Here is a 12,594-nt window from a genome sequence, read left to right as displayed (position 1 = left end):
GTCGTGATGCGGTGCACAGGGGCTATTCACCGGCGGCGGCAGCCGTGGCCGCCATGCGGCCGATGGCGCGTCCTCGGTCGGTGGTGTCTTCCATCCGCGCCAGGGCATCGACGGCGATCAGCCCGTGGGTGTGGACGAAGATCGGATTGATGTCGATCTCCTGAACCCGATCGGCCGTGGCGACCGCCAGATGCGACAGCCGCACCAGAAGATCGGCCAGGGCCTCGACATCGGCGGCGGGGCGGCCGCGCGCGCCGGCGAGCAAGGCGGCGGCTTTCAGGCGGCCGATCATCCGCCGGGCCTCGGCGTGGTCGACAGGCGCCGGGGATACCGCGACGTCCCGCAGGATCTCGACGAAGATGCCGCCGCTGCCGATCATCACCAACGGCCCGAAATCGGGATCGACCATGACGCCGGCGATCATCTCGATACCCGCCTGTGCCATCTTCTGCACAAGAACGCCATCGATGCGGGCATCGGGCAGGGCCGTTGCAACCGGGCCGGAGAGCTTGTCATAAGCAGCGGTTATGGCCTGGTCGCCCTGCACATTCAGCAGAACAGCGCCGGCATCGGTCTTATGTGGCAGATCCGGTGACATCAGTTTCAGCGCCATCGGCCCGCCCAGCGCGCGCGCGGCCGCGACCGCCTCGGCAGCCGACCCTGCAAGCCGTTCCTCGGTGACCGGAATACCGGCGGCGGCCAGCAGGCGCTTGGCCTGAAACTCGGTCAGAAGCCCGTCACGCGGCAGGGTGTCGAGCGCCTGCGCGGCGCGGCCGGCGATCGCGTCCATGGCCGGAATGGCCACAGAGCCTGCGCCGGCCAGACGGTCCATCGCCGCGCCATAGCGCACCAGATGGGCCAGGGCCGCCGCACAGCCGGTCAGCGTGGTGAAGATCGCGGTGCCGACCTCGGCCATCAGCGCGGTCATCTCGGGGCTGGGGGGCGTATAGGAATAGAACACCACCGGCTTGCCGGCGCGGGCGATCGCGTGTCTCAGGGCCTCGGCATCGAAAGGCAGTTTCGCGCCGATGCTGCCCAGCGGCGCGACGATCACCACCGCGTCGGCCTCAGGCGATGATGCCAGCGCCTCGATCACCTGATCGAAGGCATCCAGCCCCTGGGCGGTGATGTCGACCGGGTTCTGGGTGGCGCCATAGCTGGGGATCACCGGGCGGATGCGGGCCTGAAGCGCATCCGACAGCAGCGGCACCGCCAGCCCGGCCTGTTCGATCGCATCGGCCATCCATGATCCGGAGCCGCCCGACGAGGTGACGATCGCCACCCGCCGGCCACGGGGCAGCGATGCCCGGCCGTTCGGGCAGACCGAGAAGGCGGCGGCGATGTCGATCATCTCGTCCTGATCGTCGGCGCGGATCACGCCATAGCGGCCGAAGATTGCGTCATAGGCGGCGTCCGAGCCGGTCAGGCTGGCGGTGTGCGAGGCGGCAGCCCGCTGCGCGGCGGCGGACCGCCCGACCTTGGCGACGATCAGCGGCTTGCCAAGACGGGCCGCTTTCTGTGCCACTGGAATGAGTTTGTGGCCGTTCTTCACACCTTCAATGAACATCATGATCTGGGAGACCGCTGGATCGTCGAGCAGATGGTCGGCGAAATCCAGCGCCTCAAGATCCACCTCGTTGCCGGTGGCCACGACATGGGTGAAGGGCAGCTTGCGGCGCACACCCCGGTTGTAGAGCGCGAAGCCAAGGCCACCGCTCTGTGCCACCACCGCGATGCCGCGCTTGGGGGTGGGCAGGTCGACGGGCGCGATCTCGGCGGCCGGGCTGAAGGTGGCGGCGGTTTTCGACAGAATGTTGTAGAAGCCCATCGCATTGGGGCCGATCACCCGCAATCCGCTGTCGCGGCACAGCGCGGCGATCCGGGCCTGAACCTCGGCCATGGCGCCGCCTTCCTCGGCGAAGCCCGAGGAATAGACCACGGCGGCACCGACCCCGGCGGCGGCGCAGTCTTCCAGCACGCCCAGCACCGCCGATGCCGGCACGGCGATCAGGGCCAGATCGACGCCGCCCGGAATGTCGCCGATCCGCGCCCAGGCCTTGATGCCCTGAACCTCGGTCCGGCTGGGGGTGACGGGAAAGACGGTGCCGTCGAAACCGCGTTTCAGCAGCAGATGCATCACCCGGCCGCGGATCCGGACGATGTCGTCGGAGGCGCCGACCACGGCCACCCGGCGCGGGTTCAGCAGGCGGTGGATGGCATCGGAGGTGGTGGCGGCTTGGACAGGGGGAATGGGCTGCAGAGACGGGGTGGTCTGGGGAGGAGAGGTGGTGGTCATCTGGGTCTGGTCGCCTTGGGGCAGAGAGGTCATCATCCGCGGTCAGAGCCGCGACAGCATCGGCCACAGCGCGTCGCCGCCGGCCCGGACGACCAGGGTGCCGAGCCGGGCCTGCCACAGCGCGTCGCTGCCGAATTCGTCGCGCCAGCTCCAAAGCCGGCGGGTCTGGTAGTGAAGGCTGTGTTCGCGGGTGAAGCCCATGGCGCCCATGATCTGATGCGCCAGGGCGGCACCATCGGTGGCGGCCTGTCCTGCCCGCGATTTCGCCAGGGCCGCGCGGCACGTGTCGGTTCGGCCGGCATCGTCGAAGCCCAGGTCGGCCGCGGCACTGGCGGCGGCGGTTTCAGCCGCCAGAACGGCCAGCATGTGCTGCACCGCCTGGAACTTGCCGATCGGCCGGCCGAACTGTTCGCGTTCGCCTGCATAGGCGACGACCTGGCCCAGCGCGCCCGCCAGGGCGCCGGCGATCTGGACCGCGCGGAACGCCGCCCCCATCGCCATCACCTGATCGGCCGCATCCACGAGCGGCCGGGCCTCGATAACCGGCGCGGCATCGAAGGCCAGATCGTCGCGGGCCTCGCCGGCCAGATTGATATCGGTGGCCGCGGGGGCGGGCGCCTCGGCCACCACGAGATGCGCGGTACCGTCGCCGCTGGTCGCGGCAAACACCACCCGGGTGAGATGGCGGCCGAACGGCACCCGGTGCAGCATGCCTGTCGCCCGGCCGGCATCATCCAGCCGGGGCAGGCCGTCCGCATGGTCGCGGGCGGTGGTGCCGATGCCGGTGATGCCGTCGGCGGGCATAGCCATGCCGGCGGCCTTCAGCAGGCGGCGCGCGGCCATCACCTCGGCCAGCGGCACCGGCAGGGCATGGCGGGCGGTGTGGCGGACCAGCGCCTGCATGTCGGCGGCATCAGTCATCTCGTCGTCGATGGTATCGGCATCGGTCAGGCCGGCGGCGTCCATCGCCTGCCACAGCCGGTCGGGGAAGCCGCCGCCATCGGCATCGCTGCGCATCTGCCGGGTGGCTTCCACCGCCACCAGCCGGTCGACGGTGCGCAGCATCATGTCACGGATATCGTGGCTCATCTGAGGCCGAGCCCCCTTGCGATCATGCCCCTCAGGATCTCGCGGGTGCCGCCGCGGATGGTGAAGGCGGGTGCGGCCACCACGGTGTGGCCAAGAAGGGCGGCCAGATCGCCGTCCTCGCGGTTGATGCGCGGCTCGATCGCCAGCAGGCGGCGGGCGACTTCAGGGATCGACTGTTCGAAGGCGGTGCCCAGATCCTTGACCAGCGCCGCTTCGGTGATCGGCCGCAGATCGCGATCGAGCATGCCGGCAATCGAGGTCGACATCCGGCGCAGGGCGGCCAGTTCGGCGACCTTGCGGCCGATATCGATCGCGGCCGCCCGATCGGGTTCGGGGCCTGATGCATCAATGACTTCCAGCAGCAACTGCACCGTGCTGAGGAAGCGGTCGGGGCCCGAGCGTTCGAATGACAGCTCGCCCGTGACCATGGTCCAGCCGCTGCCTTCCTGGCCGATCATCATATCATCGGGCGCGAAGACGCCGTCGAACACCACCTCGTTGAAATCATGGCCGCCATAGAGGTTGTAGATCGGCCGTACCTCGATGCCCTCGGCATCAAGCGGCACGATGAACTGGCTGAGGCCGGCATGACGGTTGGCGTCGCTGCGCTGTTCGGTGCGGGCCAGCACGATCAGGTAATGGGCGCGATGGGCGTTGCTGGTCCAGACCTTGCGGCCGGTGATCGACCAGCCGCCATCGACACGCACCGCCCGGGTGCGGGCGGCGGCAAGGTCCGACCCTGAATCGGGTTCCGACATGCCGATGCCGAAGAAGCAGGTGCCGGCACAGATCTGCGGCAGAATCAGAGCCTTCGCCCGCTCGCTGCCATGGTGAAGGATCTGGTGCCCGCTCTGGCGGTCGGCGACCCAGTGGGCGCCGACCGGCGCGCCGCCGGCCAGCATCTCCTCCGTCATGACATAGCGTTCCAGCGCCGACCGGCCGCCACCGCCGAACTCTTTGGGCCAGGTCATGCCGATGAAGCCGCGCTGGCCGCATTCGGCGCTGAACGCGGGATCGAAGCTCGACCACGAATGCCGCCTGGGCGTGAACAGGCCACGGGCGCGGGCATCGGCGAGGAAGTCGCGCACCTCGGTTCTGAGCGCTTCGGCGGCCGGCGGCATGACGGCCGGCGCGAAGGTGAATTCCTGCATCTCGGGAGGTCTCCGGGGGATGCGCACGAGCAGCCGGCGCCGGATGGGCATGGATACGCGGCCCGCCGGGCGGCAGGCATGCGTCCACCCTCATGCCGCAAGCGTTAAGGCGTGCGACATCAATGGCATGAACCGGATGCTCTCGTGCTTGATCTGTCAGCTCATGACAGCCTGAAACCGTCCCGTCTGTGTAGGCTAAAATTCATTTGTGCGGTGCGATTTCACATATGTACTTTGACAGAAGATGTGGCGGCCTATAGGGTCTGAGCAACGAATGGTGGGTCACAGCCGCCGCGCGCCACGAACGAAAGGAACGCCATGCATGAGCCGGGACGTGGTCAAATCAGCGGCGCGGGTCATTCACGTGCTGGAATATTTCGACGATGTCCGGCGCGCGGCGACGGTGTCGGAGATTGCCGAGCATCACGACTGGCCGCTGTCGAGCACATCGGTGCTGATGCGTAGCCTGGTGACGCTGGGCTATCTGGATTATGAGCCGGCGACCCGCACCTACATGCCGACGACGCGGGTGGCGCTGCTGGGCAACTGGATCCAGGCCAACCTGTTCAAGGACGGCCAGTTGATGCACCTGATGGAATGGGTGAGCGAGCAGACCGGCGAAACCGTGGTGGTGGCGGCGCGCAATGGCCTCGGCGCCCAGTACATCCAGGTGCTTCAGGCGACCAACCCGATGCGGATGGTGGTGCGGCTTGGCACGGTCCGGCCGCTGTGCTGGTCGGGATCGGGCTGGATGCTGCTGTCGACCATGGATGACGACACCGTCCGGAAACTGGCCCAGCGCCACAATGCCGATGTCGCCCCGGGCAATTCCGCCATTCCGGGCCGGCGGATCGACATTCCGCGGCTGATCGAGGTGATTGCCGATGTCAGAGCCAGAGGCTATGCCTTTTCGGCCAATCAGGTCACGGCCAATGGCGGCCTGATCGCCATGCTGCTGCCAACCGCCCCCGGCGACAAGCCGCTGGTGATCGGGCTGGCGGGCTTGACCACTGTTCTGGAAGCCAATCTGGACCGCTATGTCGCGGTGATGCGGGACGGGATCGCGCGCCATATCGGTTGATCCCGTCGCCCCGGCCGGACCCAACAGAGACCCATACCAAACCGGAGGATATCCCCCATGTCGGAAGCCGTGCTCTATGACGAGGCGGATGGCGTCGTCACCCTGACGCTGAACGAGCCCGAAACCCGCAACGCAATTTCCGAGGCGATCATCGAGGCGCTGGTCGGCCATGTCGAGCGGATCAACCGCGATATGCAAGTGCGCTGCGTGATCGTGACCGGCGCCGGCGCCGGCTTCTCGTCGGGCGGCAATGTGAAGCAGATGCGCGACCGCGAGGGCATGTTCGGCAACAAGCCGGTCGATATCCGCCGGGGCTATTGGTACGGCATTCAGCGGATTCCGATGGCGATGTATTCGCTGGAGGTGCCGGCGATCGCGGCGGTCAACGGGGCGGCGGTGGGCGCCGGCTGCGACCTGTCGATGATGTGCGATATCCGCCTGGCCAACACCAAGGCGGTGTTCGCCGAGAGTTTCATGCGCGTCGGGCTGGTGTCGGGCGATGGCGGTGCCTGGTTCCTGCCCCGGGTGGTGGGCTATTCGCGCGCCGCCGAGATGACCTTCACCGGCGATTTCGTCGATGCCGAGGAGGCGGCCCGGATCGGCCTGATCTCGCGCGTCGTGCCCGATGATCAGTTGATGGACGAGGCCCGCAAGCTGGCCACGCGCATCGCCGCCAATCCGCCCCACAGCCTGCGGTTGAATAAGCGCCTGTTGCGCGACAGCCAGGGCGTGCCGCTGCCGACCGCGCTGGAGATGGCAAGCTGCATGCAGGCTCTGGTCCAGAGCACCGATGATCAGATGGAGGCCGTGAACGCCTTCATCGATCGGCGCAAGCCCGACTTCAAGGGTCGCTGACCGCCGTATAATCACTTCTAAAATGGTAGCAAATGCGCTACCAATTTAGAAGTTTATGTAAAAATAAGCGGTTATGACACATCCCTGCCCTTGATCTCGCGCCGCCAGCGCTCTGCCCAGAACGAGACCGGCGTCAGAACCGCCACCAGTTCCTGGCCGGGTGAGGTCAACCGATAGCCGTCCCCGCTGCCCGGCGGCTCGATCAGCCCCATCTCGCGCAGCTCGGCCAGCCGTCGGGACAGCACGCTGGGCGACATGCCATCGCAGGTCTCTTGAAGATCGCGGAAGGTGAGTGCCCCGGCGCGCAGGGCCCACAGCACCCGCAGCATCCACCGCCGGCCCAGCATGTCAAGCAGAGCGATGACCGGCGGCGCGTCGTCGGGGCCGGCGGGCATGGCGGGTGCCGGCGGCTGGCGGCTGGTGCGGCTGGTCTGGCGCGGCATGGCAGTGGTCCCATTGATCGCGGGCATCATGGGGTCGACGATGACAGCGCCGTCATCCTCCGGCAAGCGGGGCGGTGCGGCCGTGTCCGCGCCGGTCACTGTGTCCATGTCAGTCACCATGTCCATGTCGGTCACCGGGTCGGCTCCAGCCAGGTCAGCCGGCACCATTCGTCATCGGTCAGCGGCCGCACCGCCGCCTTGGGCAGATCGCCCAGCGCCACCCCGCCCACGGCCACCCGCACCAGCCGCAGCACACCGGCCTCACGCGCTGACAGCAGGCGGCGGATCTGGCGGTTGCGGCCTTCCGTCAACACGATTTCCAGCCAGGACGACCGGCGGCCACAGCGCAGCAGACGGGCCGACCGGGCGGCAAGCCAGCCTTCGGGGCCGTCGATGCCCTGTTCCAGCGCCCGCAACAGGTTGCCGTCGGCCGGGCGGTCGATCTTGACGTGATAGGTCTTGGCGACGTTCGAGGCCGGGTTGAGCAGGCGTTCCGCCCACAGCGTGTCGTTGGTCATCAGCAACAGGCCTTCGCTGGCCCGGTCGAGCCGGCCCACCGCCGAGATGAAGGGCAGATCGAGCCCGGCCAGACAGTCATGGACCGTGCCGCGCTGGCCGGGATCGCTGCGGGTGGTGATCAGCCCGCGCGGCTTGTTGAGCATCAGATAGACCGGTCCTGCGGGCACGACCTGCTGGCCATCGACCTGCAGAACGCTGTTTGCAAGATCGACACGCTGGGTGAGGCCGCGTGCGGGCCGGCCATCGACGGTGACCCGCCCGGCCGCGATCAGGGCCGCGGCTTCGGTGCGGGAACAATAGCCGAGTTTCGACAAGGCGCGCGGCAGGCTGGCCAGATCGGGCGAGACCGCTGGCGTCTGACGGGGCATGGGCATGGGGGCAGTATCCGGGGGCGCTGCATGCGGCGGCGGCGGAGCCCGTGGGCGGGGCGGCGGCGGCATGACCTGACAGGGGGCTGGCGCGCCCGACAGGTCGGACGGCCGACGTCAAGAACCCCGGACCCAGCCTCTTATACGGACTGTATCCGGGGCAGGGTGCCCGCGATGAGATTTCCGGACCGGTTCAGGCCGCAGTGAAAATACCGATGATCCAACATGGGGCGGAAAGTGCGTCGGCCGTGGCGTTCTGTCAACGGTCATTATCTATCACATATCGCCATCCGCCGCTGTCTTGGGGACGTAACTGGCGTGGTGTCGGGATGTCTGCAAGACTGCCCGGCGGCCCGCCTGCGGCGCAGGCGCCAGCCAGCGTGTTCATGGATTGCGGGTATTGATGAGAACCGGAACAGAGACCGTTCGCCTGGGTGCGGCGATGGACGGCGGCGGCAGATTGCCCCGGCCACCACGGCTGCTGGTCATCGCCAACCCGCTGGCCGGAACCGGAGCGGGCCGGCGGTTGCTGACCGCGACCCTGGAACTGCTGCGGGCGAATGGCTGCCAGTTGCTGATCGCCGAGGCCCGCACACCGGAAGAGATCGGCGCGATTGCCGGCGGCACCGGGCCTGAGGACGCCGATATCGTGGTCGCGGCCGGGGGCGACGGCACCATCAATGCCGCCGCCAGCGGCTTGATCGCCGCCGCCTCGCCGCTGCCGCTGGGCGTGCTGGCAGTGGGCACCGCCAATGTTCTGGCCCTGGAGATGGGGCTGACGCGCCATCCGCAATCGCTGGCGGAACCGATCCTGTATGGACAGGTCAGGCCGGTGACGCCGATCGCTGCCGCCGGCGGCTATGCCTTGCTGATGGTGGGGGTGGGGTTCGATGCGGCGGTGGTGGCGGCGCTGGCAGACCGGCCGCAGATGAAATGGCGGCTGGGCAAGCTGGCCTATCTGCAACCGACGCTGGCGCAGGCTTTTCGCTATGGCTTTCCCCCGATCGATCTGCTGATCGACGGGCAGCCCGCGCGGGCGGTGGCCGCCATCGCGGTCAATGGCCGGTTCTATGGTGGCGCCTTCCGTGCCGTGCCCGATGGCGACATCAACCGGCCGGGCATGAATGTGGTGCTGCTGGGGCGGGGCGGGGCGATCAATCTGGCCCGGTATGGCGTGGCCCTGGGCCTTGGCCGGCTGGCGCGGCTGGGCGATGTGCGTGTTGTGCCGGCGCGGTCGGTGGAGATTCTGGCACCGCGCGGCCTGTCGGTGCAGGCCGATGGCGACCCGATCGCGACCACGCCGACACGCATCCGGGTTGCGGACCGCAGCCTGAACCTGCTATGGCCCATGATGCCCCGGCGCTGAGGCCGATTGCCTTGGGTCGATGCGTCCGGGTTGTGTGATTTTGGCGCCATCACTGGGAAACGATGCGAGTAAGTTGCAGTTGCACGCATCTACTGGCACAGTGTCTGGCGTCACCGCACTCCAACCCATGAGCGGCAGAATGGCGACCCCGTCCGTGACCGATGCCGATCAGAAGCTTCAGGTCTATCTGGCCCACAGATCGGCGCTGGTGGATTATGCAGCGCCGCTGCTGGGCAGCCGTGCCTGGGCCGAGGACGTCGTTCAGGAAGCCTATCTACGCTTCGCGGGCACCGCAAGCCTGCCCGCCGACCGCAAGCCGATCCTGCATCCGGTGGCCTATCTGTACCGCATCGTGCGCAACATCGCGATGGACTGGGAACGCCACCGGGCCTTGGGGCGGATCACCGATCTGGGCGATGATGCCTTCCACGCGCTGCCATCGGCCACGCCGACGCCGGAGCAGGAGGCGATCGACCGCGACGAGCTGCGGGTGGTGGCCGAGGCGCTGGCCGACCTGCCCGAACGGACCCGCATCGCCTTTGAACAGCACCGCATGGGCGGCCGCTCGCTTCAGGATGTGGCTGACGGCCTGGGCGTGTCGGTGACCCTGGTGCACCAGATGGTCAAGAAGGCGATGACCCATTGTGCGGCCAGGCTGGACGCGCTGGATTGACCGGCCGATCCGGCTGCCGGTGGCGTGTACGCATGACAGGCCGTTGCAGGCACGCATAATAATCTTGCGTCCGCTGGAACATTGCCTGAAAAAACAGGCGGCCGGCCCGTCTTGAATGGGTAGGGCGGACCAATCATGGTCCGTGCCGCGGAGCGGCTGACAGATCCGGACGCCTGAGGGGTATGACGGGGCATTCCGACGACAAGACCGATCCGGTGTGGGACGAAGCACTGGACTGGCTGCTGAAAATTCAGGCCGACCCCGACGACGCCCGGCTGCGCGTGGCCCTCGATGGCTGGCGCGCCGCCAGCGACGCCCATGACCGTGCCTGGACGCGGGCCGTGCGCGTCTGGCGTCTGACCGGTGCCGTGTCTGGCATGACATCGCGACCGGAGCCGTCTGGCCGGCATCAAGCGGCGACTGGGGAGCCGGTGCCGGCGGCCGTTGAGCCACCGTCCGCATCCGTGACCGTGCTGGCGCCGCCGCGGCGGCGGCGGCGCGGGGTTCGCGTCGTCGCGGCCGCGACCGCGCTTGCGATCGCGGCCTCTCTGGCGGTTGCGGTGCTGCCGCAGGCCGTGCTGCATCTGCGGGCCGATCATGTCACCGGCGCGGGGGAGCGCCGCGAAGTGGTGCTGGAGGACGGCACCGTGGTGATCCTGAACGCGGCCAGCGCGATCACCGTGTCCTATGACCAGAGCCAGAGGCGCGTCGATGTCTTGCAGGGCGATGCCTTCTTCACCGTTGCCGAGGATCGCAGCCGCCGGTTCGCGGTGACCGGCGACGCGATGACCGTGGTCGATATCGGCACCGCCTTCGGCGTGGGGCTGGATCCGGCGATGTTGAGCGTGGGGGTGGAAAGCGGCGCGGTGCATGTCCGCTATGACGGCACCGTGCCGGCGGCGGCCCCGCGGGAGACACGGCTGGGCCCCGGCGGGCGGCTGCGGATCGACCGTGCCACCGGCCGCTTCACCGAAGATCGCCTGCCGCCGGCCCAGGTCGCCGCCTGGCGCGATGGACTGCTGGTGGTGGAAAACATGCCGCTGGGCCAGGTGATCGACCAGATCCGCCGCTATTACCCCGGCATGATCGTGGTGCGCGACCGGGCGCTTGAAGACCGCCGCGTGACCGGCGTCTATGACCTGCGCAACCCGGTATCGGCCCTGCGCACCGCGCTGACGCCCTATGGGGGCAAGGTGACCACCATCACGCCCTACATGCTTATTGTTGGTTAATTCTGACTGCCAGTTGCAGAAAAATCTGCCGCGGCCCTGAAAATTCCTGAACCGCATCCGTCCTAGCTACGACTGCAAATGAGAATCGTTTGCATACATGCAACTGGACGGAGATCTACCCATGAGCTGGGGCGACGATAATACGGTGTTCGACGTGGTGGTGAACCACGAGGAGCAGTATTCGATCTGGCCGACCTATAAGCCGGTGCCGGCCGGGTGGCGCACGGTGGGCAAGCAGGGGCCCAAGGCCGACTGCCTCGCCTATATCGACGAGGTCTGGACCGATATGCGGCCATTGAGCCTGCGCCGGGCCATGGATGGCGCCGAAGCCGCGTCGTGATCGCACCGCGCGGACAGCCATACCGCCCCTGACATGTCTTCAAGCCGAAGGGTCATCCCCTTGATCGTCACCGCTTCCGGAGGCCCCCCGGCCGGCGCGGACCTGACCGTTGGCGCGTTCCAGCAGGCCGGCACACGTCTGGTCACCGTTCAACCGGCCGATGCCATCTCCGCCCGGCCGATAGAGGCCCATGCCGATCAGCTTCGCCATCTGGCGGCGCTGCATCTGGATGATTGCGGCGCGGTGCTGTTTCGCGGCTTCACGGTCGCGGGCGCCGCTGCCTTCCACGCCCTTGCCCGCGGCTTTGCCGATGGCGGTGGCGGTGGCGACGGGCTGCTCGATTACGAATTCGGCTCCACCCCGCGCAGCCGGATCGAGGGTGGGGTCTATTCCTCGACCGAATATCCCGCGCATCAGTGGATCCCTCAGCATAACGAGCAGTCCTATACCCGGCGCTGGCCGATGAAGATCTGGTTCTATTGCGACGTGGCACCCGAGACCGCCGGCGAGACGCCGATCGCCGACAGCCGCGCCGTGCTGGCGCGCATCGACCCGGCGATCCGGCGGCGTTTCGCCGACCGCGGGCTGATGTATGTCCGCAATTATGGCGGCGGGCTGGACCTGCCCTGGTCGCAGGTTTTCGGTACCAGCGACCGGCGCGCGGTCGAGGGCTTCTGCCGCGCGCAGGGCATCGCCTGGGACTGGCTCGACGACGACCGGCTGCGCACCCGCCAGATCTGCCAGTCGGAAGCGGTGCATCCGCAGACCGGCGAGGCGGTGTGGTTCAATCAGGCGCATCTGTTCCATGTCTCGGCACTGGATCCGGATCTGCGCGAGACGCTGCTGTCGGTGGTGGACGAGGAAGACCTGCCCCGCAACGTCTATTACGGCGATGGCGCGCCGCTGGAAGACGCGGTGCTCGACGAGATCCGCGGCGCCTATCAGGCCGAGATGCTGCGCTTCGCCTGGGCGCGTGGCGATGTGCTGATGCTCGACAACATGCTGGTCAGCCATGGCCGTGCGCCGTTCAGCGGCCCACGGCGGATTCTGGTCGCCATGGCGGAACCGCATGGCATGGCTGAACCTCATGGCATGCCCGGGCCGCATGGTGTGGCCGGCGGCTGACCGGCCACGCCGCGCGCCCGGCTACCGCAACCGCACCGACCAGCCAGCTATCAGGC

At 68.0% G+C, this 12,594-nt stretch carries 12 protein-coding genes; 7 read left to right on the top strand and 5 right to left on the bottom strand.

Annotation, left to right across the window (positions count from 1 at the left end):
- Positions 1-22: 22 nt before the first annotated feature.
- The 3 genes from IEW15_RS08505 to IEW15_RS08495 are packed head-to-tail and all read right to left on the bottom strand — an operon-like array spanning position 23 to position 4,536.
- Complete coding sequence (locus IEW15_RS08505) at positions 23-2,296, bottom strand: acetate--CoA ligase family protein (RefSeq protein ID WP_188576801.1); 2,274 nt, start codon at positions 2,294-2,296, stop codon at positions 23-25.
- 42 nt (positions 2,297-2,338) lie between these two features.
- Positions 2,339-3,385: an acyl-CoA dehydrogenase family protein gene (locus IEW15_RS08500; protein ID WP_188576799.1), complete on the bottom strand. Its 1,047-nt coding sequence runs from the start codon at positions 3,383-3,385 to the stop codon at positions 2,339-2,341.
- Positions 3,382-4,536 carry an acyl-CoA dehydrogenase family protein gene (locus IEW15_RS08495; protein WP_188576797.1) on the bottom strand — a complete coding sequence of 385 codons (1,155 nt, stop codon included), beginning with the start codon at positions 4,534-4,536 and terminating at the stop codon, positions 3,382-3,384. The genes IEW15_RS08500 and IEW15_RS08495 overlap by 4 nt, the downstream gene beginning before the upstream one ends.
- 322 nt (positions 4,537-4,858) lie before the next feature.
- On the opposite strand from IEW15_RS08495, the gene IEW15_RS08490 reads away from it, so the two are divergent.
- Both IEW15_RS08490 and IEW15_RS08485 read left to right on the top strand, forming a co-directional pair.
- Positions 4,859-5,617, top strand: a complete 759-nt coding sequence (locus tag IEW15_RS08490) for an IclR family transcriptional regulator (RefSeq protein WP_188576795.1) — start codon at positions 4,859-4,861, stop codon at positions 5,615-5,617.
- 57 nt (positions 5,618-5,674) lie between these two features.
- Positions 5,675-6,472: a crotonase/enoyl-CoA hydratase family protein gene (locus tag IEW15_RS08485; RefSeq protein ID WP_188576791.1), complete on the top strand. Its 798-nt coding sequence runs from the start codon at positions 5,675-5,677 to the stop codon at positions 6,470-6,472.
- Positions 6,473-6,543: 71 nt separating this feature from the next.
- Here the strand turns inward: IEW15_RS08485 and IEW15_RS08480 are convergent, their stop codons facing one another.
- Together IEW15_RS08480 and IEW15_RS08475 are read right to left on the bottom strand one after the other, a co-directional pair.
- On the bottom strand, positions 6,544-6,915 hold the full coding sequence (locus IEW15_RS08480; protein WP_229707935.1) for a winged helix-turn-helix transcriptional regulator: 372 nt from the start codon (positions 6,913-6,915) through the stop codon (positions 6,544-6,546).
- A gap of 131 nt (positions 6,916-7,046) precedes the next feature.
- Positions 7,047-7,808: a pseudouridine synthase gene (locus IEW15_RS08475; RefSeq protein ID WP_188576789.1), complete on the bottom strand. Its 762-nt coding sequence runs from the start codon at positions 7,806-7,808 to the stop codon at positions 7,047-7,049.
- Positions 7,809-8,205: 397 nt separating this feature from the next.
- On the opposite strand from IEW15_RS08475, the gene IEW15_RS08470 reads away from it, so the two are divergent.
- From IEW15_RS08470 to IEW15_RS08450, 5 genes are all read left to right on the top strand, one after another.
- Positions 8,206-9,168: a diacylglycerol/lipid kinase family protein gene (locus tag IEW15_RS08470; RefSeq protein ID WP_229707934.1), complete on the top strand. Its 963-nt coding sequence runs from the start codon at positions 8,206-8,208 to the stop codon at positions 9,166-9,168.
- Between the two features lie 139 nt (positions 9,169-9,307).
- On the top strand, positions 9,308-9,841 hold the full coding sequence (locus IEW15_RS08465) for a sigma-70 family RNA polymerase sigma factor (protein WP_188576787.1): 534 nt from the start codon (positions 9,308-9,310) through the stop codon (positions 9,839-9,841).
- A 182-nt stretch (positions 9,842-10,023) separates the two neighbouring features.
- Complete coding sequence (locus IEW15_RS08460) at positions 10,024-11,073, top strand: FecR family protein (RefSeq protein WP_188576785.1); 1,050 nt, start codon at positions 10,024-10,026, stop codon at positions 11,071-11,073.
- A gap of 121 nt (positions 11,074-11,194) precedes the next feature.
- Positions 11,195-11,413: an MbtH family protein gene (locus IEW15_RS08455; RefSeq protein WP_188576783.1), complete on the top strand. Its 219-nt coding sequence runs from the start codon at positions 11,195-11,197 to the stop codon at positions 11,411-11,413.
- A 60-nt stretch (positions 11,414-11,473) separates the two neighbouring features.
- Positions 11,474-12,538 (top strand): TauD/TfdA family dioxygenase, encoded by a 1,065-nt coding sequence (locus IEW15_RS08450; protein ID WP_229707933.1) that lies wholly within the window; start codon positions 11,474-11,476, stop codon positions 12,536-12,538.
- Positions 12,539-12,594 lie beyond the last annotated feature (56 nt).

This window comes from Tistrella bauzanensis (genome assembly GCF_014636235.1).
In the GTDB taxonomy this organism is placed as follows: Bacteria; Pseudomonadota; Alphaproteobacteria; order Tistrellales; family Tistrellaceae; genus Tistrella; species Tistrella bauzanensis.
Note: the sequence above shows the minus strand (reverse complement) of the source record. Positions and strands in the feature narration are given on the sequence as shown.